The 23,256-nt window shown below is 54.7% G+C and carries 17 protein-coding genes; 4 read left to right on the plus strand and 13 right to left on the minus strand.

All coding sequences use genetic code 11. The features are described 5' to 3' along the window. Positions 1 to 17: 17 nt before the first annotated feature. From C5Y83_RS19940 to bioD, 3 genes are all read right to left on the minus strand, one after another. The gene (locus C5Y83_RS19940) at positions 18 to 1,040 is read right to left on the minus strand and encodes a hypothetical protein (protein WP_105331501.1); all 1,023 of its coding nucleotides are present in this window, start codon (positions 1,038 to 1,040) and stop codon (positions 18 to 20) included. A gap of 28 nt (positions 1,041 to 1,068) precedes the next feature. Next, a complete protein-coding gene (locus C5Y83_RS19945) occupies positions 1,069 to 3,447 on the minus strand; it encodes a vWA domain-containing protein (protein ID WP_199195080.1) in 2,379 nt (792 codons plus the stop codon). Positions 3,448 to 3,638: 191 nt separating this feature from the next. Beyond that, positions 3,639 to 4,358: a dethiobiotin synthase gene (bioD, locus tag C5Y83_RS19950; RefSeq protein WP_105331502.1), complete on the minus strand. Its 720-nt coding sequence runs from the start codon at positions 4,356 to 4,358 to the stop codon at positions 3,639 to 3,641. 66 nt (positions 4,359 to 4,424) lie between these two features. On the opposite strand from bioD, the gene C5Y83_RS19955 reads away from it, so the two are divergent. Together C5Y83_RS19955 and C5Y83_RS19960 are read left to right on the plus strand one after the other, a co-directional pair. Further along, complete coding sequence (locus tag C5Y83_RS19955; RefSeq protein WP_105331503.1) at positions 4,425 to 5,312, plus strand: carbon-nitrogen hydrolase; 888 nt, start codon at positions 4,425 to 4,427, stop codon at positions 5,310 to 5,312. Continuing rightward, the gene (locus C5Y83_RS19960; RefSeq protein ID WP_105331504.1) at positions 5,309 to 6,340 is read left to right on the plus strand and encodes an agmatine/peptidylarginine deiminase; all 1,032 of its coding nucleotides are present in this window, start codon (positions 5,309 to 5,311) and stop codon (positions 6,338 to 6,340) included. The genes C5Y83_RS19955 and C5Y83_RS19960 overlap by 4 nt, the downstream gene beginning before the upstream one ends. A 69-nt stretch (positions 6,341 to 6,409) precedes the next feature. On the opposite strand, the gene C5Y83_RS19965 is transcribed toward C5Y83_RS19960, so the two are convergent. The 5 genes from C5Y83_RS19965 to C5Y83_RS19985 all read right to left on the minus strand — a co-directional run bounded on the left by C5Y83_RS19965 (position 6,410) and on the right by C5Y83_RS19985 (position 12,358). Further along, the gene (locus C5Y83_RS19965; protein WP_105331505.1) at positions 6,410 to 6,748 is read right to left on the minus strand and encodes a tRNA-binding protein; all 339 of its coding nucleotides are present in this window, start codon (positions 6,746 to 6,748) and stop codon (positions 6,410 to 6,412) included. Positions 6,749 to 6,751: 3 nt separating this feature from the next. Beyond that, on the minus strand, positions 6,752 to 7,123 hold the full coding sequence (locus tag C5Y83_RS19970) for a response regulator (RefSeq protein WP_105331506.1): 372 nt from the start codon (positions 7,121 to 7,123) through the stop codon (positions 6,752 to 6,754). Positions 7,124 to 7,244: 121 nt separating this feature from the next. Continuing rightward, positions 7,245 to 8,957: a PQQ-binding-like beta-propeller repeat protein gene (locus C5Y83_RS19975; protein ID WP_105331507.1), complete on the minus strand. Its 1,713-nt coding sequence runs from the start codon at positions 8,955 to 8,957 to the stop codon at positions 7,245 to 7,247. A gap of 62 nt (positions 8,958 to 9,019) precedes the next feature. Beyond that, positions 9,020 to 11,755, minus strand: a complete 2,736-nt coding sequence (locus C5Y83_RS19980; protein WP_158262423.1) for a PQQ-binding-like beta-propeller repeat protein — start codon at positions 11,753 to 11,755, stop codon at positions 9,020 to 9,022. A 237-nt stretch (positions 11,756 to 11,992) separates the two neighbouring features. Beyond that, positions 11,993 to 12,358 (minus strand): cupin domain-containing protein, encoded by a 366-nt coding sequence (locus C5Y83_RS19985; protein WP_105331929.1) that lies wholly within the window; start codon positions 12,356 to 12,358, stop codon positions 11,993 to 11,995. A gap of 619 nt (positions 12,359 to 12,977) precedes the next feature. Here C5Y83_RS19985 and C5Y83_RS29165 point away from each other — a divergent pair. Then, on the plus strand, positions 12,978 to 13,805 hold the full coding sequence (locus C5Y83_RS29165; protein WP_146117847.1) for a hypothetical protein: 828 nt from the start codon (positions 12,978 to 12,980) through the stop codon (positions 13,803 to 13,805). Positions 13,806 to 13,940: 135 nt separating this feature from the next. Here C5Y83_RS29165 and C5Y83_RS19995 read toward each other — a convergent pair whose 3' ends face one another. From C5Y83_RS19995 to C5Y83_RS20010, 4 genes are all read right to left on the minus strand, one after another. Then, the gene (locus C5Y83_RS19995; RefSeq protein ID WP_105331510.1) at positions 13,941 to 15,476 is read right to left on the minus strand and encodes a sulfatase; all 1,536 of its coding nucleotides are present in this window, start codon (positions 15,474 to 15,476) and stop codon (positions 13,941 to 13,943) included. 275 nt (positions 15,477 to 15,751) lie between these two features. Continuing rightward, positions 15,752 to 16,918 carry a formylglycine-generating enzyme family protein gene (locus C5Y83_RS20000; protein ID WP_105331511.1) on the minus strand — a complete coding sequence of 389 codons (1,167 nt, stop codon included), beginning with the start codon at positions 16,916 to 16,918 and terminating at the stop codon, positions 15,752 to 15,754. 202 nt (positions 16,919 to 17,120) lie between these two features. Then, positions 17,121 to 19,382, minus strand: a complete 2,262-nt coding sequence (locus tag C5Y83_RS20005; protein WP_105331512.1) for a hypothetical protein — start codon at positions 19,380 to 19,382, stop codon at positions 17,121 to 17,123. Positions 19,383 to 19,536: 154 nt separating this feature from the next. Continuing rightward, entirely contained in the window at positions 19,537 to 21,099 is a 1,563-nt protein-coding gene (locus C5Y83_RS20010) for a tetratricopeptide repeat protein (RefSeq protein ID WP_105331513.1), read from the minus strand. Between the two features lie 406 nt (positions 21,100 to 21,505). On the opposite strand from C5Y83_RS20010, the gene C5Y83_RS20015 reads away from it, so the two are divergent. Then, positions 21,506 to 21,868: a DUF2237 family protein gene (locus tag C5Y83_RS20015; protein WP_105331514.1), complete on the plus strand. Its 363-nt coding sequence runs from the start codon at positions 21,506 to 21,508 to the stop codon at positions 21,866 to 21,868. An 18-nt stretch (positions 21,869 to 21,886) separates the two neighbouring features. Here the strand turns inward: C5Y83_RS20015 and C5Y83_RS20020 are convergent, their stop codons facing one another. Beyond that, on the minus strand, positions 21,887 to 23,134 hold the full coding sequence (locus tag C5Y83_RS20020) for a HEAT repeat domain-containing protein (RefSeq protein ID WP_105331515.1): 1,248 nt from the start codon (positions 23,132 to 23,134) through the stop codon (positions 21,887 to 21,889). Positions 23,135 to 23,256: the final 122 nt, after the last annotated feature.

Here is a 23,256-nt window from a genome sequence, read left to right on the forward strand (position 1 = left end):
AGGCAAACTCTTGGGCGTCAAATCGAGGACGGTGGAATAACGTCGCTGAATGGATCCTCTTCGACTGTTCGCTCGCCGAGCAAAGGGGGGGCTACTTCGCAGAAAGCCAGGGCACCTTCCATGGTATAAACCAGCAGCCACACGACGAGCGGGCCCACAAGGTGGGACATGATCAGGAATGCGTCAAATTCATAATGATACCACCGCGTATCTAGGAAACGATGGATCACGACCAGTTCGACTATGGGCAGCACAATTAGCACCAGCAGCGCGGAACTGCGAAATACAATTGCCGTTCGATACCTCGTCGGTACCAGCATCGGAAGACTGGCGACAACGACATTCAACGCCACTAGTGGGCCAACGAGAAAGAACGTTACCGCAAGTCGCCGGTTCTCAAAGACATCTAAGCTGAAGCCGGTGTCTCGGAGTAGTGCCATCGATGCCGCCAGAATGATTATGCAGCCACCGATTTGCCAGAGCGTGAATTGAACAGGGCGGCACGGCAACAAGTAAAAACTTGGAAGTAACAGTGCCGACGCATAGGCAAGTGTCGTTGAGACAAACAGGATCAGCAACAACCAAGCGTAAAGAAATGGACTTCCCAGCCCAAGGATCACAACCGATCCCATAGTCAACACAACACGCCACCAAAAATTGCCGCTACCGATCACTAGCCAAACGCCGAAGATCGCCGTCAGTAACGACCCACTGATGGGAGCAAGCAAGAAGAATAGCGGAAACGCAAACCACAAAAACGATTTCGCCACCCCGCTTCGCTCTTCCTCCTGTCTTTTCTGCTCTGCCTCCCACTGCTGAGGCGATAGATTGCTGCTATGGGCATACCATTTCTGCAACGCTTCCCCGCGTAGACGAGTTAGGCCTGAATCATCTTGCGTTGGTTGGTCGGAAGAAAGCATAGGGCAACCGAAAAACGTACGGGTTAAGAGTGCCCAGGATAATCGGTTGCGCGATGAATTGCGAATCGCTAAATCGCGTCCTTCGAAACGAACCATGCCCAAACGTCGGCGTTTGGGCATGGCGAGCGAATCGGTTTACCTTGCCGCTTTACTTCGCAATCGTTCCCACCTTGCGAACCATGTCCAGAAACTCTTGCCGATACGAGCTTCCAGGTCCGTCGACGTTCGAGGCGACCAGCTCTTCGATTTCGGCGAAGTTAGTGTCGGTGTGAAAGCGATCACCGCGAAGTTTCAAACCGAACATCGCTACGGCTGAGGCGAACTGGAAGTCGCCGGTCGACTGATTGAACTTGTGCCCTTCGTCCACCACCGGATAAGTCATCAGTGTGCTGACATCCTCTTCCGGTTGTTTGTAACGAAGCTTCAAGGTCATCAGCTCGTTCGACTTGGCGGCTTTGGTGGGCTTTCGCTCAGTCTGGTATTTCAATTCGTCGACCATCGGTTCCGCGGCGGCCAGTTCTTCCTTGCCAGTTGCGGGGACGATTTCATAGAACGCCGTGACCGTGTGCCCAGCGCCGATTTCTCCGGCGTCCTTCTTGTCGTCGTTGAAATCTTGAGCGGCCAGGATGCGGTTTTCGTAACCGACCAGGCGGTAGGAAGCGACCTTCTTCGGGTTGAACTCGATCTGGATCTTCACGTCCTTGGCGATCGTCAGCAGGGTACCGCTCATCTGTTCGACAAGCACCTTTTGGGCTTCTTTGTCGTTGTCGATGAACGCGTAGTTGCCGTTCGCTTTGTTCGAGAGTTGTTCGAGCATCGAGTCATTGTGATTACCGATACCGAAGCCAAGGATGCTTAGGTAAATGTTCTTCTTGGCCTGCTCGGCGGCCATTTCAACCAAGCCGCCGGTGCTGGTTTCTCCGACATTGAAATCGCCGTCCGTGCAGAGGATCACCCGGTTGGTGCCACCCTGAATAAAGTTTTCGGTGGCCGTTTTATAGGCCAACTGAATCCCTTGTCCGCCGTTGGTTGAACCGCCCGCTTGCAGGCGATCGAGTGCAGACAGAATCTTGGCTTTGTCGTAACCGTAGGTTGGTTCGAGGACCATGCCTGCGGCACCCGCGTAAACGACGATGGAAACCTTGTCGTTCTCGCCCAGTTGATCGACGAGCATCTTCATGCCCTTCTTCAGCAGCGGCAGTTTGTTGGTCGAATTCATCGAGCCGGAGACGTCCAGCAGGAACACAATGTTGCTGGCAGGTCGCTCTTGCGTGTCGACTTCCTTCCCCTTGATGCCCACTCGCACTAAGCGATGCGTTGGATTCCAGGGGCAACTGGCGACTTCCACGTTGGCCGCAAACGGATGTTCGTCGGTTGGTTGGGCATAGTCGTATTGGAAGTAGTTGACCAGTTCTTCCACCCGCACAGCGTCGCGGGGCGGAAGCTGGTTGAACTGACTGAGGTACGAGCGAATCTTCGAGTAAGAAGCGGTGTCGACATCGATCGAGAAGGTCGACAGAGGTTGATCAGCGACTGCGATGAAGTTGTTCTCTTCAATCGGTTCAAACTTGTCTCCACCTTCGCCCGGTCCAACCCCGTCGCTCGGTTTCTGACCGGCAAGGTCATCCCTCGCTGGGGCGTTCGGATCGAAGGGGTGATTCTCGAAATCAGATTCCGACTTTGCTAAGTTGCGCCGTGTACGAGAGAGAGGCTCTGCAGCGGCAGGGACAGGATTGCTGACCGCCGGAAGGGGAGCGACCTGCATCGCTTCGTTTAGTGGGGCGATACCGAAACCACGGTTGTCTTGTTTCGATTCGGACGCCGTCTCGGTTGCTCCTCGGCGAAACGCTTCCGCTTGTCCTTGACCTTGCTGCTGGCGACTTTCGTTGACAGGCATTTCAGCCAGCGGTGCCATTGCTTTCTTTGCCGCCTCGCCGTAGCCACCTCCATAGCCAGCATCAATTCCTTGGACACCGTACTCGTCGGAAGGAGCCCCTCCCGGATAGCCGCCACCCATGCCGCTGCCGCCAACGTCGTATCCGCCACCGCCACCCATGCCGCCGGCATCGGCACCTGGAGCGTAACCGCCACCTCCGTATCCGCCACCTCCGTATCCGCCACCTCCGTATCCGCCAGCGCCGTATCCGCCAGCGCCACCATAACCACCAGGGCCGCTGCTAGGATCTCCGTAAGCACCGCCCATCATCGCAGGAGCAGCACCGTCGCCTTCCTGTGGGGCAACGCCAGACTGGAATTTTAAGTCGCTTACCGGCGAATCCTTCGCTCTTACCATGCGTACAGGCGGCGTCGCTAAAGAATCGTCGGCAAGTTCTTCTATTTCGACGACGCTTTCGGCTTCTTCCAACGGTCGGCTCAACAGTTCCTTGTCGACTACCTGGGCAGGAGAGCTACTGGCGTTGGGGGCTTCCTGGCCTGGGGCGGAGTCGAGGGCCGTTTGAGGTTGCGCACTACAGCCCCAGATCGCGACACCGAGCAGCAAGGGGGTCAGAATCCATGTCTTTTTCATCGTTCTTGATCCGCACAATTTGGTTTTCGGATGAGTCTTTCGCCTTTTCAGTGAGCTCGACTGGTGAGACGAGCGTGTCGTGGAGAACGATTTCCAAGAAACGACAATTTTCTAGATTTTTGGGAGAACGTGAACTGCTTCGTCGACAGCAGCGAAAGTGGGGGATTCTTACCGAACACTGAAATTTTGGCTTAGTACCGAGATAGATCCGCTAGCGATACCCAATCCACTGGGTCGGGAATCGAATCCGCGTTAAATGGCGTATGCGTTAGAATCGGAACTCCACAGCGGGATTCGAGTTCGGCTCGGTTGGATGTACGGCTGGCATCATCCTCGTGGTGAGAGACGTCGTTCAGAACGACTCCGGCAATAGGCAAACCGTCGGTGTAAGAAGTTGCCGTGATTAAGGTTTGCAGTGTTTCGTTGATTACGCCTAAGCGATTGGCCGCCACGACGATCAGCGGGAAACCAAACTCCATGGCCAGGTCCGCGACGTAGTCCTCGTCGGACATGGGGGACATGAGCCCACCGGCTCCTTCAACCAGGATCAGATCGCAGGCGCCAGCCTCATGCTGCTCGATCCAGAATTCGAGCCCAGTTCTCAGGAGCTTGGTATCGAGTTCCTTCCCTTCGGCCCTGGCGGCTAAATGTGGAGCGAGCGGCGCCGTGAAGGTTTGGGGGCAGATTGACAGCGGATCCCAGATTCTCCCCGACTTTTCCCATAGTGCTTGGACGTCTTCCCACAGGGGTTCTCCGTCGCGCCAGATCATACCGCTGGCCGCCGGTTTATACACGCCGACTCGTTTGCCTGCATTTCTGAGGCTTTCAGCGATCAAACCGGCCACGTGGGTCTTGCCGACGCCCGTATTATTTCCGGTAATGAAGAGTCCCTGTGGTGGTTTTCCGTTCATAGGGGAAAGAGTACCATTTTGCCAGTTCGCCTTACAGGGAATTCACGAGGGAAAGAAGCTAGAAAAATGAGCAAACCGGATAAGGTCAACGTCGCGGTTGTGCAGATGACATGTACCGCCAACAAGCAGGCAAATGTCGACAAAGCGATCGAGAAGATTGCCGATGCGGCGAAGAAGGGGGCGAACATCGTTTGTCTTCAGGAGTTGTTTCCTGGGCTCTACTTCTGCCAGACGGAAGACCACATCCAGTTCGAATTGGCAGAGCCGATTCCTGGCCCAACCAGCGAGCGAATTCAAGCCGCCGCGAAGCAGCATGGCGTGGTGGTCGTTGCTTCCCTGTTCGAGAAGCGGACCGAAGGTGTCTATCACAACACGGCTGCTGTATTCGATGCCGATGGGGCGTTTCTGGGGATCTATCGCAAGATGCACATCCCAGACGATCCGCACTACTACGAGAAGTTTTACTTCACGCCGGGGGATGTCGGGTTCAGGACCTTCGATACCAAGTTCGGCCGAGTGGGCGTTTGCATTTGCTGGGATCAATGGTTCCCGGAAGCGGCTCGCTTGACTGCCCTCACCGGTGCGCAGATTCTGGTTTACCCGACCGCGATTGGTTGGCTGCATCCCGAGAAGGAAGAGTACGGCCCAGCACAGGTATCCGCTTGGGAGACAATGATGCGGAGCCACGCGATCGCTAACGGCGTGTTCGTGGCGGCCCCCAACCGGGTTGGCATCGAAGAGAACATCGAGTTCTGGGGACATTCGTTCGTGGTCGATCCGACCGGAACGCTGCTGGAGGTGGCCTCGCACGATCAGGAAGAGACGCTGATTGTGGAATGTAACTTGGCCCAGATCGACTTTTCAAGAACGCACTGGCCGTTTCTGCGCGATCGTCGCATCGATGCCTATAGCGGACTGACCAAGCGATTCATCGATGGGGATATCACCACATGAGCGAGCGGCTTACGCCTAAAGAAGAAGGATATCGCTGGCCAGCCGAATGGGAACCGCACATCGGGACGCTGCTCTCGTGGCCCCATAATCGCGACTCGTGGCCAGGCAAGTTCGAGCCGGTACCTGGCGTCTACAAGAAGTTGGTGACGGCGTTGTCGGAAGTGGAGGACGTTCATATCCTGGCCGCCGCCGGAGAGGTACTGACCCAGGCCGAAGATTTGGTCGGACATCTGCCGAATGTTTCGATCCACGCGATTCCGACCAACGATGCTTGGGCACGCGACCATGGCCCAAGCTTTTTGGAGGCCCCCAAAGGGAAGCCTTGGATGGCGGTCGATTGGAATTACAACGCGTGGGGCGGCAAGTATCCTCCATGGGATAACGACGACGCCGTGCCAAGCCGCTTGAGTGAGAAGCTGGGGTTCGGCCGCTTTCAACCAGGCATCGTGATGGAAGGTGGCGCCGTCGACGGTAACGGGGCGGGGCTCGTGTTGAGCACCACGGAATGTTTGCTCAATCCCAACCGCAATCCCCATCTTTCGCAAGCAGAAACCGAGAAGTTTCTGTGTGACTACCTCTGCGCTGAAAAGATCTTGTGGCTGCATCGTGGGATCGCCGGAGACGATACCGACGGCCACATCGACGAACTGGCGAGATTTGTCAGTAAGAACGTGGTTCTGGCTGCCTACGAAGAAGACAATAGCGACGAGAACTACGAACCGCTGCAAGCCAATTTCCAAGAGCTGCAGAAACTGACCGACCAAAACGGGCAATCGCTGGAAGTCGTCCCTCTGTTTATGCCTAAGGCTAAACATCAGGATGAGCAGCGGCTGCCGGCCAGCTACTGTAACTTCTACGTTGCCAATGGAATTGTCATCGTGCCGCAGTTTGGTGATGACGCCGATGAGAAAGCATGTGACGCGCTGCAGCAGGCATTCCCCGAACGAAAGATCGTGCCAATCGATGCGATCGACCTGGTATGGGGGCTCGGCGCGTTTCACTGCATCTCGCAGCAAATCATGAAGTGATCGTCACGGGATTGCCCCTGGCGGTTTTCGAGGTGAACTCGAAGCTCGCGATGATAACGATCGTTCGGCCTATGCCAAACGGCTGCCGTTGGGGACCGGCTTGTCCGGCACGGCAAGTGTGACGGCTCCCTCTTCGCCAATGAAACCAGTCACAAGGACTTCGCTGCGGATAGGACCGATTTGCTTCGGCGGGAAGTTGGTGACGGCGACGATTTGCCGGCCGACGAGTTCCTCGCGTTTGTAGAGCTTTGTAATCTGAGCACTCGATTTCTTGATGCCGATCGGTTCGCCGAAGTCGATTTTCAGCTTATAGGCGGGGCGTCTGGCTTCGGGGAAGTCTTCAGCTTCAATGATTGTGCCTACACGGAGTTCGACCGCTTCAAAATCGTTCCAGCTTATCTCGGTCATTTGTCAGCCCAAATACGGTTCCAGCTTCTTGAGCGTCGATTCTTTCCCCAAGGCTAGTTTGCCAAAGCCTGGGACGGCACCTGCTTCCTCGGCGGCGGCCTGAGCGTCCTCGTAGTTCGAGAGCAGCATGACCGGCGTTTGAGAAAGTTGCTCATCTGCTTTGATCGTCTTCATCAGTTCGATGCCGTCGGCATGATCGCGATCGAGCTTACGATTAATGACTATCAGAGCGAACGTTTGTTCGCGCAGCATTTTTAAAGTGTCGGCCGGGCCGTGCGATTGAAGGACCTTTGCGTCAAAGTTTCGTTCGATAAGCGACTTGAGCGAGCTGTGGTCATATCCACAGTTGCCAACGTCGAGAACCTGTTTAGGCATGAGTAAACCTGATTTGTGATGGGAAGCGTTGCATGAAAGTATGCGGTTGGAAAACAAAAAAACGCGGGAGAGCATTGCTGCTACTCCCGCGTAATGTTTGATGACCAAAGAGCGGCGTTGGTTACTTACCGTCTTGGGTAATCGCGAAGAGGTGCGTCTTGTTGGCGATGTACAAGACACCGTTGGCAACGATCGGTGTCGAGTAGACCGAGTTGCCCATGTTGATCTCTTCGATGGGTTCAGCGTCGTCTGGATCGGCCGAGAGCTTGAATACCGCGACATCGCCGTCTTCGTCGCCGATGTAAACGTGATCGTCAACGATCAGGGCAGAACCCCAAGCGGCGGCAAACATGTCGTAAGTCCAGTTCGGCTTACCTGTCTTAGCGTTCAAGCAGTGGAGCAAGCCACTGAAGTCGGCGATGTACAGGATGTCGTCCTTGATGGTCGAAGTGCCGATGCTGCGATGCATGGTTTCTTCGAAAGCGATTTCGCCATCGTCATCTTGATCGAAGGTCGAGTAGTGCCAGATGACGGCGCTGTTTGGATTCGGAACGGCAACTTCGCCATCCTTCTCGATCACCGCTTGGATGCGGCGGTGTTCGAGAGGTACACGTTGGCTCCCTTCGATTTTCATGGCCAATTCGGCACTGACGTCACCACGCTTGGTCGGATCGATGCACCAGAGGTGACCCTCACCTTCGCCGTGTTCTGGGTCTTGGCCGACGGCAACATAAACTTTGTCGTCGTAGATGACCGGAGTGGCGATGATGTTATTCCGTGTACCGCGACCACCGAGAACCCACTTCGAGGTCTTCGGGTTACCATCAAACTTCCAGAGCAGCTCTGGCTTGCCGTCCTTGCCCTTATCGGCCTTAAACGAATAGATCCAGCCATCGCCACCAGCAAAGATTACTTGCGGTACTCCGCCAAGTGTTGCCACGGCCGGGCTCGACCATTGTCCATGCAGGATATTGGTGTGCGGGGATTTGTCGGTCCAGAAGATTTCGCCTGTGTTTTTGTCCATCGCGAAGAAGCTAGGCGCTTCGGTGGAGGGAATCACAATGTGCGATTCGTCGACCCCATTGGATGTGTTGACGAACAGAATGTCGCCCAACGCAGTGATGGAACAGCTGCACATGTTGTGCTGCGAGGTACCCATCTCTTTCATCATGTCGAAAATCCAAACGACGTCGGCTTCCTTTTCACCGGTGAATTCCTCTTCGGTGTAAGGACCGTCGTTTTCGCCGTCGCGGAAGCCATTGGTATCGAGGCAGCGGACTTCACCGCGGCTGGTCACAAACCAGAGGCGATCTCCTTCGACATAGGGAGCACAGCAAATACCTTGCAGCGGCCAGTCGTGAACGCGGCCGGTTGGCAGCTTTTCGCTGGAGTGTTGCCACAGGAATTCACCGGTCGCTTCGTCGAAACAGATCAGGCAGCCCAAATCGACCTTCGGCGGATAACGATCGATGTAGCCGCTACCGTTGTTGGTGCCGACGAAGATCTTACCGTCAGCGACGACTGGGTTGCCGTACGATTGACTGCCAAGTGGAGCGACCCACTTAATGTTTTCAGATTCTTCCTTGAGCCATTCGCCGGTGGAGCGATCGAATCCGCCGACTTCCCAGTTGGTGGGAATGTTCGACGCGGTTGGCGTATTGTTGCGCTTCGAGTCACCACCCCATTGTGGCCAGTCCTTGGTGGGTTCGGCTTTGGCAGCCGGTTTGGTCTCAGCTTCTTGAGCGCTGACTCGTTCTTCCGGCAGTAGGGCTGCTACTGTCATGCCGACGCAGGTCGAACCCACGATGGCCAAGTAAGCGAATGTCGATTTCATGGATTTATGCTCGTGCACCAAATAGATGAATCAGGGGGGAAAGGGTTAGGAGGGATTCCGTATTAACTATTCGGAGTCACCGTGATGTTGTCTAGGTAGATTTCGCCGGTTTTCGCGTTACCGAACAGGCCAGGACTACCGGTCGTGTTGGGAACTTCGTCGACGATTTCGACCATCCAGCTTTCCGGCTCGGCTTCGTCCTTCTTCCAGACTTTGCCTTGAGCCTTGGCGGTTCCATCATCTTCATTGGAAACCTTCAGCTTCATGTGGTACCAAATGCCAGGTTCCAGGGTGAAGGGAACGTCCTGGGCGATTCGCTGTTGGGTGATCCAGCTCAGGGCGCGAGCCTTCGATTCGTTCCCCATCAGGATGAATTCGTACCCTTGAGCGATCAAACCGATGTCAGGCAATTGTCCTTCAAGTTCGTGACCCATTACATCGGCTTCGATTGTGTAATCGTGCAGATCGCTGTGCCCCATCCAAGACTGGCTGCGGGTACCTTTAGGAATCGTTGTGATCTTGACCATCACTTTGTTGCCGTCGACTTCGCGAACGATGTGACGATAACGAGCACCAACCCACGTGATAGGTGGTTCGCCTTTGTTGGTCTTTTCATCCACAGCGATCTTCTCGAAGTCGAAGCTCCATGGCAGCTCTGGAACGATACGGAGTCGTGCCGAGCCTGTCAGATCGTCCACCTTAGCGGTCACATAGGCTGGCTGGTGAGCCGCATCCTTGTTTGCCGTCAGCTGACCAGACTTGCTGATCTCAGCTGGACCATCAACGCTGAAGTTGACCGATTCCGCGTCTTCGAGGAACTGACCACGCGAGTTAAATAACTTCACGCGATAATCCACTTTATCACCAGGGTAGATCAGTGTTTCAGCCGGAATCACTTGAACGTGAGCAGGCTTGGGATCATCCGAAACAGGATCTTCTGCTGGTTGCTCTGGGAGACCACTGAAGCCTGTTTCTTTACCGGGAGTACCGACGCAGTAAAGCGCCGCAGTCGTGGCGAAGTAAATCTTACCGTGGGCACAGATTGGCGAAGCAAGTCCGTCACCATCGGGCAATCGTCCCTTGGTCAAGATCTCGACATTTCCGTCTTCTTCGATACCCAAGACATAGTAACGACCATTTTCAGTAATCGTATAGATCTTGCCGTCGGCGTACAGCGGCGAGCCGAACATCTTGGTACCGAGCGGGGTCTTCTTAAACAGCTCTTCACCGGTTTGGGGATCAAGGACGAACAGTTTGGCGCGGTCGTCGATGACGTAGAGCTTGTCGTTCACATACAGCGGGGCACTGCGGTTGCCGTTCAGTTCGACAACTTTCCACTTCTTTCCGCTGACCGAGATGTCGCCTGACTGCGTTGCATCGACGGCGACGACAGCACCCATCGTATTATCTACATCAATGACGATCTTTCCGTCTTCTTCATGCGGGGTGACGTTTTCTTCACCTTGTGCCATGAAGACGGTGTCGCCTTGGATGATAGGCGTTCCATACAAACCGCGAGCTGCGAAAGCAAAGCTCCAGTTGTGTTGCCCCGTACGCGGCTGAATGCTCCAGATCTTACCGTCCCCAGCACCGATGACGTACTGTGGAATTCCGTTGACGATCTTGATGCTCGGGGCACTGTAGGTTGTATCGTAGGGAAGTGGCGTCGTTTCGGTGAACCAAACAACTTCGCCGGTCTTCTTATTCATGCCCAAGAAGCGATGGGCTGGCTTGGCCATATCGCCCCAGCCAATCACGATACCACTGATAATGACCAAGTCTTCGTAGACGATCGGGAAGTTCGTACGACCGCCGTATGTGGTCAGCATGCCAAACTCTTCGTGCATCTTACGAAGCCAAACGGTTTTGCCCGTATCGGCATCGATGCATTGGAAGTGACCAGCCACACCAAGAGCAAAAATGGTGTTGGTTTCCGGATCGGCTGTCACCGAGGACCAGCCCACTCGTTCTACGGGAACGTCGGAAAGGTAAACATTGAAGCGGTTTTCCCAAACGGTTTCGCCCGTTTTCGTGTCGACGCAGACAACGCGTTCCCCTTCACGTGGGGTACCCTGTTCGGCAGCTGCCAGCATGAAGAGCTTATCGCCCATCACAACCGGGGTGCTGCGCGTGCCTAGATCGTCACGTTTCCAAAGGACATTGCTTCCTTCACCTCCTTCGGGATCCCAGCTCTCCGGTAGGCCGGTGGCTCGGGAGATACCGTTGAACTCCGGTCCACGCCAGTATAGCCAGTCTTGAGGATCGGCTTTGGTGGTCGACTCGGCCGAGGCGGAAGTAGTGGTTGTCTTGGCAGAAGCAACTTCGGCAGCGGGTTCTTCCTTGGCAGGCTTTTCTGCGCTGGTGGTCGATTCTGGTGCTGGCTTCTCTTCAGCGACTTCCTCTTTCGCTTCTTCCTCCTTCTTCATAGCGTCTTCAGGAGTCGGCGTTACCTGGGGAGGAGTCAATTCTTCGCTGGTCGCGGGAGGATCGGTTGTGATCTTCATTTCTTCCGTCTTACCTTGCAGATCGTCTGGGGTAAGAACGGGCGTCAGCTCTTCACTGGGTAAAGCTGGCGTGACCTGCGCGTTTTCGACCGCTTTTTCGGACTTATCAGCAGGAAGATTGGCAGGATCTTCCAGCGGTTCAGGCGCTTTATCGCTTGGAGCAGCAGTGGTTGTGTTCAGCGTGGTGTTGCCGGCAGATGGCCTGCCAGTAGGGGGTGGCGTGCATCCGAGTGACGTTACAACGAAAGACAGCAGCAGCACCAACGTCGCTGAGGCCGCCGTTGGAGAGTGCATGAAAGCGATGGGCCTGAACATAGGTATCTCTAGAAATCGTTGGAGGGTGTGGGCGAAACGCAGCTTCCAGCTTATACCTGTTTAAACGACTATGCAAGGATTCTCCGGCTTGCACAGTTCAGGTAGACAAGCAAAAAAATGCTGCTGATAGCACTCTTGGCGGGCAAATTGAGGGATTTAACAGGAGGAGCGGCGGGTTGGGACACTTGCGGGTACACCCCACAGCGCTGGTCATTCCTAGTCAAACCACTCGTCTTCAGGGTCGAACTTGGGGAATACGATATTGACGATCTTCATTTTCCCCAGGGCACGATGACGTGTACCAGGCCGAATCATGACGCACATCCCAGGATGAACCGGGATAATCTGGTCGTCCAGCTGCATTCTGGCGTCTTCATCACACTCGAGGAAGAAATAGGTCTCGGTCAATCGCTTGTGATAATGAACTTTAGCATCCACCGAGATCTCGGTGACGTGAATCGTGCCTGGATAATCGCTCACATCGGCTAAACCCCGCTTTGCAGTCCCGCAAGGGCAGGGGACGCCAGGCACATTAGCGAAGTCGACAATCTCGTATCCTTGCGTGGATGGCGTGGAAGACATGCTTCCTCCATGAGGAATGGACAGGTTTTTGGTCGCGTGTTCCCACATATTTTACCTCCCACGCGCCCGAGGGGCCAATGATAGCTTGGCGTTAAGCTGTAGCGATTGGCGATGGCTTTGCGGTCTGGTGTGGTTGAGTTTGACGGTTGCTGGTGGGGTTATAATCGTTAAGGTTTGCCTGTCTTCTGTGGCAGGAAAAGTTCGTGCAAACGGAGATGTAAACCAAGTAGCTGAAATTGGTTTCGAGCGATCAAGCCTGCCGCGTGAATCCGCCGATACGAGCATCAGACATATCTGCACGAGATGTCTAAAACGGAATTCCCTCTGGCGGATCACGAGGGGCTGTCGGGTTTCGATGGGGAACTTCGGGTCAAGGATTGGCTCGACGGAACTTAGGCAGAGGACTGTGGAGGCGACAGAGACCAACATCTTTGATTAACCAGGTTCGACTACACGCTCAAACTCCTGAGGTTTGTTGTCCAACCCGCCAACGGACAGCTTTAGGGGTGCGAGCAATCGCGGCGTGGTAGTCGCATACCGTGATTGTTCACGAGAGCGCCGGCCTGGCGACAAAGAATATTGGATCTGGAGTCCGCCACTCAGAAGGAGAAATGACTCGATGAAATGGAACATGCTATTGGCAACGCTGCTGGTCACCTTCGTGTGTAGCCAGGCGAGTGCCGCGGGACTTCTGAACCAGATGCTCGGTACCGGGTGTGGTTGTGATACGTCCTGCTGTCAAACCCCGAAGTGCTGCACGCCAACGCCACGTTGCTGCATGCCGAAACCTTCCTGCTGTGCTCCGGTTGCCGCTACTTGCTGTGCTCCGGAACCAACCTGCTGTGCTCCAGAAGCCACTTGTGCTGCTCCTGAAGCTTGCGGTTGTGCTCCAGAAGCCACCTGTGCTGCTCCTTGTGCAACCAGCTGCTGCAGCAAGAAGAAGTGCTGCACTCCTTTGAAGGACGCTTTGCACAGCTTGTTCTCCTGCAAGAAGAGCTGCTGTGCTTCGTCTTGCGGTTGCGAACCTTCGTGTGCTGCTCCTGAAGCTTCGTGCTGTGCACCTGAAGCTACTTGTGCTGCTCCAGAAGCTTGCGGATGTGACTCCGGTTGCGGTTGCGAACCAACCTGCGGTGCTCCATCGTGCGGTTCGTGCCACAAGGGTTGCGGTCTGTTCTCGGGCAAGTGCGGCTGCCAAAAGTCGTGCACCCCGCTGAAAGACGCGATCGCTCGCCTGTTCTGCTGCAAGAAGAGCTGCTGCGGATCGAGCTGTGGTTGTGACACCGGTTGCGGTTCCGTCTGTGGCGACAGCTGCGGTTGCGGTGCAACCTACTCGACTCCAGCTGCTGCTGGTGAACCTACCGAAGCTGACATGATGCCACCGGCTCCAGTTCCGGCTGACACCATGACCTTCGTTCCGGCTCGTCGTCGTCTGGTTAGCGTTCACTAAACCAAACGAAGACTACCGAATACAAAAAGCCTGGCTGGGGAAACTCAGCCAGGTTTTTTTATGCGCTTAGCCACGCGAGAAAAAGCATAGCCACCGTGATGTGGCCATGCTGTAAGACGAATGAGTTCGCGAAGCTTACTTTTTAGCTTGTTGCTTGGGCGTATCGTCCTGGTACTTCTCGCGCAGCTCGTCCAGCTTCTTGTGCATCTTCGATTGAATCTCGGAGTATTCCGGTTTGCCATAGACACTGTTCATCTCGTTGGGGTCTTCCTTCAGATCGAACAGCTCCCACTCGCCCAGTTGGTAATAGTTGATTAGCTTGTAGCGTCCATCGAAAACGCCGTAATGTCGCGGAACACTATGAGCACCTGGAAATTCGTAGTAGTGGTAGTACAGCTCAGGCCGCCAATCCTTAGGAGCTTTGCCATCACCCTCCAAAATTGGTAGCAAGCTCAGGCCTTGCATTTCAGCGGGGATCTCTACGCCTGCAGCGGCCAGCATTGTTTCTGGGAAGTCGATGTTCATCACCAATGCGTCACTGACGGTACCAGGTTTCACATGACCAGGCCAACGGACTAACAGCGGTGTGCGGAACGATTGCTCGTACATCCAACGCTTGTCGAACCAGCCATGTTCGCCGAGGTAGAAACCTTGGTCCGAAGTATAGATGACCAAGGTGTTGTCGGTCAGGCCTTCGTCGTCCAGGTAGTCGAGCATTCGACCAACATTGTCGTCGACCGAGTCAATGCAGCGGAGATAATCTTTGATGTAACGTTGATACTTCCAGCGAACTAGGTCTTTACCGGTTAGGTTGGCTTCTTCAAACTCCTTGTTCTTCGGACCATAAGCAGCATCCCAAGCTTTCTTTTGCTCGGGCGTAAGTCCGCGAACGTTGTTCAACTTTAGATCATTCGGGTTCATCGTCTTAGCGATGGTCATATCCTGATTCTTCGCACCACTCGCACGATTGCTGTAGTCATCCCACATCGTTTCTGGTTCGGGGAATTCAACGTCGTCGTACTTGTTGAGATACTTCGGGCTAGGCATCCAATTACGATGCGGAGCCTTGTGTTGGTAAACCAACAGAAACGGCTTGTTGGGATCTCGTTTCTCTTTCAGCCAGTCAAGTGCGATGTCGGTAATGATGTCGGTCGTGTAGCCTTGGTACTTCTTTGGCCCATCCGAGGTAAGCATCGGTGGATTGTAGTAAGGTCCTTGGCCTCGCAAGACGTTCCAGTAATCAAATCCAGTTGGATCGGAGACCAAGTGCCACTTTCCAACCACTGCGGTTTGATAACCTGCCTTCTGCAGAAGTTTGGGATAGGTTAGTTGGCTTCCATCAAAACGGCTACGGTTATCCAGAAAGCCGTTCAAGTGGCTGTATTTGCCGGTTAGGATCACCGCCCGAGCAGGTCCGCAAATGCTGTTCGTGACGTAACAATGATCGAATCGCATGCCTTCTTGGGCAATACGATCGATGTTGGGGGTTTGGTTGAGGGCACCGGGGTAGGCCGAGATCGCCTGGTAGGCGTGATCGTCGGCCATGATGAACAAGATATTCGGCTTCTTCGGTTGGTTGCCGTCGGCCGCTTTGGCCTCCGTCTGCCATGCACCGCCAACGACCGTGGCAAGCAGCAACAAGGAAGCGAAGTATCGAAACGTAATGGACATGAGATCTCCAAACAAGCCAGTGGGAAGGTAGGTAGGACGAAGAGAATTCAACCACAGCTCGTGCGCGAACCCGGACAGGGCGAGCCAGATTTGAGTCGCTTCCCATTTTGTTAGCTGGAGAAACGAGAGTCAATTCGGAGGAGAATGTTGTCGTTGAGCGTCACAGAGCTTCGGTGTTTATACAAAAAATGACCAGCCTGAATGATCTCAGGCTGGTCATGATGGAATTAACTTCGTGAGGCGGATCAGCGACCAACCTCCGAGACAAGCGGAAACTAGTCCGCCTTCTTGATCGCTTCTGGCAGGTCAGGATCAACCAGGCCGAGAATACCACGCCCTTCGATCAAACGATCGCTCACGTCGAGGTTTAGAAATTCAATGTCAGCCTGATAGAACTTGACGGCATCTTTCTTACCGACTTCTTCCAGCGGACGAACCACGCGAAATCCGACACAAGTTGAAGGATAGCTGGTGAACCACCAAGGGCTGAGCGGAATGTTGGGATCTTCTTCTTTCCAGTCATCTTCGCTGCTACCCATCTTCGCGGCAGTCCGGCAGTTCTCGGCGTCTTCGTCCCAGCCGCCACCTTTGACCATCAGAGGTTCCACTTCGGTCGGCCAGTTCACAGCCGCCAGTGCGGTTAGGTTTTTCTTGCCGTCCAGCTTCGCGAAACCTTCATCGCTGTACTGATCGAGAACCCATTCCCACACGTTACCGTGCATGTCGTACAGACCGTACTGATTCGGTTTTTTGCCCTTAACCACATGTGGCTTTTCTTCGGCATTGCCATCGAACCAGGCATAATCACCCAGTTGTTCGGCGTCGTCACCGAAATGATAGGCGGTCTTGGCACCACCACTGGCAGCGTGCTCGAATTCCGCTTCGCTCGGCAAGCGATATTGTTTACCCGTCACGCCGCTCAGCCACTTGGTGTACTGACGTGCGGCGTAGTTGGTCATCGTGGTAGCTGGCAGTTTCGGATCTTCGCCATACTCGAAGGTGAAGCTTGGTTCGTATAGCGGAGTCGGTGCGGTGATTGCGTCGACTCGGTTGTCATCGGTCACAGGGCGAATATTCTTGGCTTGGAACTTCTTGAAGATGTTGTACAGCTCCATGTAAGGCTTGTACTGTTCCCAGGTCATTTCGTGTTCGGCCATCCAGAATGGGCCGACCTCGACTTCGACTTCCGGACCTTCGGCATCGGTGTGTCCCTCTTCCGATTCCGGGCTGCCCAGCATCACTTTGCCGCCTGGAACGGGGATCATTTTCAAGGTGACTTGTGTGCCAGGGATCGTGAACTCGTAAGGCACCATGTAGCCTTGTTCGACTTTCACATAGGGGCCAGATTCGGGTTTGGTCTGACTGATTCCGGGATCTTCCGCCGCACTCACCGAGGTGGCGGTGAGGCAAACGATCGCCAAGGTCAAAACAAGATTGCGCATTCGCTTAGTCTCTCTTTGAATTACAAAAATACCGCTTCGGTTCCAGACACATGATTATAAACATGCGTTTGGCTCGATGATATCCCCCGAAATCATTCGCGGGGACTCCCATGGATTTCTCTAAGTAGTATAGGCGATTAAGTCCGCTTTTTCCGGTCATGGAAAGGGGAAAAGCATAATTTCCCATCGAGAGAGGGGGAGATTATTGTTTGCCGCTCGATTCAAGTCGAATCGGAATCAAGTTACTGGTGACATCTTTCCCATTACGCTGCGCGGTCGCCACCAACTTGATCGTGGTCAGTTCCTCTAGCTTGACGTTGGCCGGAAGGGTGATCTCGAGAGTGAATTCTGACTTGTCCGCTGGCACTTCGACTGCGGCCGATTTGGCATCTTTCGGAAGACCGTTCGCCGCCACGATCACCGGGTGATTGAAGCCACCAGCTCGCGAAATGGTGCCTTTCAGGCGGACGACTGTTTCGCCATTCAGGGCGAGGAATAGCGGCGAACCGAGCGAGAATCGTTTGGCAGGACTTACCGCCGTTGCCAGGACTTTCTTTTTATCGTCGGCAAGCAGTTCGGCTTTGACAGCGATGTCCCAGGCGATGTCGTTGAGTTCCTGCGGGGCCGACAGGTTTACCGTGGCATCTGACTGATCGGCTTCGAGCATGATTTCCTTGGCCAGTTTAATCGCCTTGCTCAGATCAGGTTTGCCTTTGTCTTCGGGAATGACTTGCGAAGTAACCAACGAAAATCGAACAGGCCCTGATTGGCCTTCGGCTCGCTTCACAGTGATTGGCAGGGCCGTCACTTGCCCGAGGTTCAAGGCGTTCTCCGGCAACTCGCCGTTCCAGGCGACAAGTAGCTTGGGTTTTTGCACGACACCGAAGCCAAGCTGCGAGGTTTCCGGCGCAAGTCCGAAAGTTCCTTTTGCCGATCCAATCGCCGCCTCGCGAACCATTCGTTGTCCGTTGATTTCGGATTCGCCAACGATCGGGCCAACACTCGCGCCCTTTGCATCGCTCGTTGCGGTTAACGTGACCAAGGCTCGATCAGTCCGCGCAGGGATCTCATGGAGCGACGTCGTCACCCCCTCGGGTAGTTGCGGGAAGCTCAATACGATCGCTTCGTCGAAACCACGACGCTCGGCCACGACTTCGAGAATGGCACTTCCACCTGCCGGAATATTGATGCTGGACGGCTGAACATGAAGATAGAAATCGGGACGATTCGCAGATGCGATTACCACGCGATAAGCGTGATTGGGACCGGCCGCCTGGCTGAGGTCACGAACGACAAGTTTTAACTGGGAGAGCTCTTGTGGCACATCGAAAATGGCCGCCGGATCAGGGGTATCGTTTTGGTCGTCTGAGGAAGCCAACATCGCACCGTCTGGTTTCCGGATTTCTAAAACAGCATCCACTGGAGAGTCGATTCGCTGGGCGAAAACTTCGGCTCGATACTTTGTGCCAGGGGTTACGTCGATCAAATATTCATCACGTTCCTTCGGTTCTCGCAAAATGCCACTAATACCGATCGGAGCAGTCCCCATGGAAGTTGAGACATCTTTAGTGTCCGACTCGCTTACTTCAGGCAAGTCACTTCGTAGCACGGTTGGCTGTGGACCTGAGATTGATCCGACGATTTCCACGGCCAGGTTAGTCAGTCGTGGATTATTGGCGTCCCAGCCAGGCAGACTTGGTTCGAGCGAAGTGTCCGTACTGAGAAGCTTAAGATTGGTAACGTCATCGGTCGTATTTACGGCCAGCGGAAATGCCATGTCTGCGAATGCGAAGTCGCCGATTTTGACGCGAAAGTGTCCGGGGGTTCCGCCTCGAAAAAGGACGTCTTGAAGCTTGATCGTGTAGAGTCCGTCGCCAGGTAATTTCACTATCAAGCGTGCATCACCACGGGTGGTGACATCTCGTGACGAGTAAGCGAGCTGGGTGCCACGCTCATCTTCGATACTCACCAGCGGTTGCAGTTTACTGCCAATTCGTTGGGCCTCGACATCGATCACAAGTCGTTGTCCAGACTTACCTGTGAAGCTCGTCGAGAGAAGTTGAGGGCCGGTGAGCGTACCAGAAAACGCGATCGGCAAGGAATCAATCGTAGCGGAGAAAGGTGCCTCGGGAAGCGAGTCTATTCCGAGCGTGATCGGATTAGAGATTCCTGTCGCTGTGGCAACGCGAAGGTGCCCATGTTGGGGCTTGGCATCCGTGGGAAGATCGATTTCCAACTCAAGGCGTTGCCCATTGGATTGGGGAAGGACGCGCATCGAGCTGACGGGGAAGTCGAGCTTAACGTCTGGATTCGGACCTAACTGCTTGCCACTGAGTGTCAGTCGCGTCGTTTTGCCGATCGTCAGACCGCGCAGTGAGGCGTCTTGTATTTGGGGAGCAGCCAGAACCGATGATGTCCAGCTGACCAGAAGCGCGAGACCAAACAGCATGGCGGAACGCAACATGAGAAGCTTTCCTCGATGGAGGGAAGACCGCAGGGTGCGGTGAGGGGGCGGGGTGTTTCGGACTTATTGTCCGAGACGGAACAACGGCGCGTCAAGGAAAACGCGGCCGAGGTTCCGTTTTGTGCAAGATCTCGGATTCGATCAACCGTTAAGGCTAGTTATCGCCAAACGGATCGTTTTCAGGAAGCGGCATGACTGGCTCTTCTTCCGAAGAAGCTGGTGCAGCTCCAAACGGGTCATTGGCCGGAGCTTCGCCCATCGGAGTGAGCGGCATCACCGGCTCGTCCTCGGACGAGCTCGGAGCGGCGCCAAATGGATCGTTTGAAGGTGTTTCACCCATCGGTTGCAACGGCATGACAGGTTCGTCTTCGGTTGAAGCTGGTGGAGCTCCGAAAGGATCGTCAGAAGGAGGTGCTGAACCGCCGAATGGATCACCACCCGCCGGCTTCGGAACGGGCTTTTCTTCACCAAATGGGTCATTGCCCGGAGCACTCGCAGGAGGAGCGGATGCACCAAACGGGTCGCCCATTGGTTGTGGCATCGGTCCGCCAAATGGATCATTGCTCGGTGCGGGCGTGTTGCCGGAAGGAGGTGCCGATCCACCAAATGGGTCGCTCATTGGCATTTCGCCAGCTGGAGGAAACCCGTCACTCGCAGGCATCGCTGGGCCACCGGCAGGACCGGTAACACCCGGTACCGAAGGCACTTTGACGCTCGGAATCAACGCACCACCAATGGCCGAAATTGCTTCGGTGACCGGATTCGGACTTCCACCACCCATCGCTTCGGCCGCGTCGGGAGGAAGAACAGCATCTTGTTCGGCTGGCGTAGCTCCCCCGGGAGGTGCACCGAATGGATCATTCGCTGGAGCAGCTGGGATAGTCGTCGGAGCTGGTGGATTTACTGGAGCCGCGCCAAATGGATCGCCCGCTCCTGGCGTAGTCGGCGAACCACCGAAGGGATCTTCACTCGGGTTGGTCACGCCTGGCATCGGACTACCGCCGAACGGATCTTCCGACGTTGACGGAGCACCACCGAATGGATCTCCAGCTGGGGTTTCGGTCACTTCCGGCATTGGAGACCCGAATGGATTAGCACCAGAAGCGGCAGGTGCGGTTTCCGTTTCCGTCGCTTCAACCGGAGCAGGCATCTCTGGCAACGCTGCGGCACCTGGCGAACCAAATGGGTCTGTTTCATCCGAGGAAGGAACATCAACATTCACGCCTGCCGAGGCTCGTTTAGCACGGCTACGAAGAACATCTTCCTCCGCCATCTTACGAGCTTCGAAGAGGGCTTTTTCTTCTTTCTTTTTCTGCAAATAAACGGCCGTACGAACCTTTTCGCGGTACTCTTCCAGCAGCAAACGCTCGGAACCCTGAACGCGTTCCAATGCTTTGCTGACCGGGTAAACCTGCGATTGATCGAGTTCCAGTTCGGCACCCTTGGTGAAGTTGGCCTTGGCCTTATCTTCTTCGCCCATCTGGTGATCGGCCAAACCAAGGAAGTAGTAGACGCGCGGATCGGACGTGCCTTGGTCGACCACAGTGTCCAGAAGTTTCTGAGCTTCTGGGAAATCGCCGCGGAAGTAGGCATGTACGCCGCGACCGTACAGTTCCGTCAAAACGGTGTCTTGCGCTGCAGCCTCTTGTGTTACCACGGTGGTTAGCAGCAGACTTAGGCAGGACAATAGCCCGCAGGCGATAACGTTCCTCGTCATCAAATAAACTCCCCAGGAACCGATCGGTTGGCCGCGCTCGAATGGCGCTATGGCGTGAAGACTTGATTTTTCGGACTAGCTAGTGACGATTCCGCAGTAAAGCGGACGGCGAGATCCCTCACAAGACACGGTAAATCATACCGCTGTCCTTCGTCCATGAAGAGCACCACTCGTTCCACGTCTGAGAACGAATCGCGTCGATTTCGGTACACTGAATCGGCACCGAGATACTCCGGTATCGTAGTTGGCCCTTGGCGGAATTGCAAGTTTTCCCTTCTCGACCCACCCTTTGGGGTAAGTTCTCGGGCAATGGGGACTTGCGACCTGCGATCTCCGGCTAAGATGACTCTACTATGACAGCGCAAGTCCTTCCCAATTTTCCGTTTCTCGAAAGCAGTTAAACACCATGGCCAAAAACGTGCTCGGAACCGATCTGCAAGACTGCAGCCACGAACCGCTGACTGGCTTCTTTCGCGATGGATGCTGTAATACGGGGGCAGACGATGCAGGACTACACTTGGTTTGCGCCGAGATGACCGACCAGTTCCTGGCCTTTTCCAAGCATGTTGGGAATGATCTTTCGACTCCTCATCCAGAATGGGGCTTTCCTGGCCTTAAACCGGGTAATCGCTGGTGTTTATGTGCTCTTCGCTGGAAGGAAGCGTTCGAAGCAGGTGTCGCACCCGCAGTTGTGTTGGAATCGACCCACATCTCTACGCTCGAATTCATTGATTTGGAAGACCTTCAAGCCAACTCGGTCGATGTCTAGTCGTCATCCTGGCGGCGATTATTGATCACGCGAAAGACGAATTGTCGGCGAATGAGGGGCATATGCCTTCTTGTACCAAGCCTTCCAGGGGGCAGGGTCGTAGCCGAAGTCTTCTCCGTCGCAGATTTCTTTTAACGCTTGGTGCACGCTGAAGTTTTGCACCCAGACAGTGTCGTAGGCATTGTTACTTCGGCCAAGAAATTGCTCGAGCGTTAGCGAGCGATACGAAGCTCGTGGCCCCGTGATATCGAAGTAACGATCTGGCTGTGCCGACGTATAAAAGTACGTGTATCGTGACGAATGCTGAGCAATGTGTCTGGTCTGCAGGGCGCTGGCAAGTGGTCCGATGGCGGTGGGGAAATCTAACATCGCGAGAATCTCGGCGGTACGATTCACGATCCGATTGTCGTAGCTTTTCAACATGTTGGCATAGAACTCAACCATCCGTGGATCTTTGTACCGTAGGACCTCTCGTTGGCAGAGCAGGCGATGATTTGGGTTGTTCTGAAAGACGGCGTTCTCCATGAGGAAGGTCCGAGCACGAGAACTATCGATTCGACCAAGAACGCGGATATAGAGCTCGATCAAGCTCGAATTGGTTTCATCGCCCAGCAAACTGATCAGGCCCGGTACCATGTCGGGATCGGTTTCCTGCTCAAAATCAATTTGCACTTCTGGGGCGTTACTTTTCCCTAACTGCTGCCGCCACCGCCGTAGGCGTAATGCCCAGTCGATCAAGTCTTGCTGGTGTTTTTCGCGTGCAGCGACCAGCGCTGCCTCCTGAACTGTCATCCACCGACCGTCATAGCGGATATAGCCCCGTTCACGCTGGATCTCTTCCTGGCTTACCCATTTTCCGCCTCGCTGCTGATATCCCAGGGCATGTCTTGCCGGTGCGAAGTTGGGATCGAGATGCAGAACCCGATTCGCGTGCCGTTGAAAACAGCGATCTAAGCCGTTTTGACTGCACCACTGAGCGAGTTTCCATTGATCACCCGTGGTGTCGGCGAACTTGCTGGCCTGCTCGAAGTAGTCGTCTTCCGAGACTTGCGGTGATTCAACGCGGCGGATCTGGTCCTTGTTGACGATCACCGTGCCAAATTGCCCAACTTCCAGTTCTACCTGATTCACTTTCGCCCGCTCGGAATCGTGCACCGGCGTGGCATTCAGCTGTCCGCCGTTGGCTAGTTCGATGACTTCACACGACGCGCTAGCGGGCCAACCGGCAAGGCCGAGCAAGATCGTAATGATAGCAGTCCGGTGCAATCGAAAAGTTCTCCGAATCAGGAAAAGAAATCTCCCTTCAAGATAGGCAGCGATAGCACGCAGGACAACGTTTTAGCGGGGAAATGATCTGGAATTGCCTGACCACTTTTGGTTAAGGTTTG

The sequence above is a fragment of the Blastopirellula marina genome (genome assembly GCF_002967765.1).
Classification (GTDB): domain Bacteria; phylum Planctomycetota; class Planctomycetia; order Pirellulales; family Pirellulaceae; genus Bremerella; species Bremerella marina_A.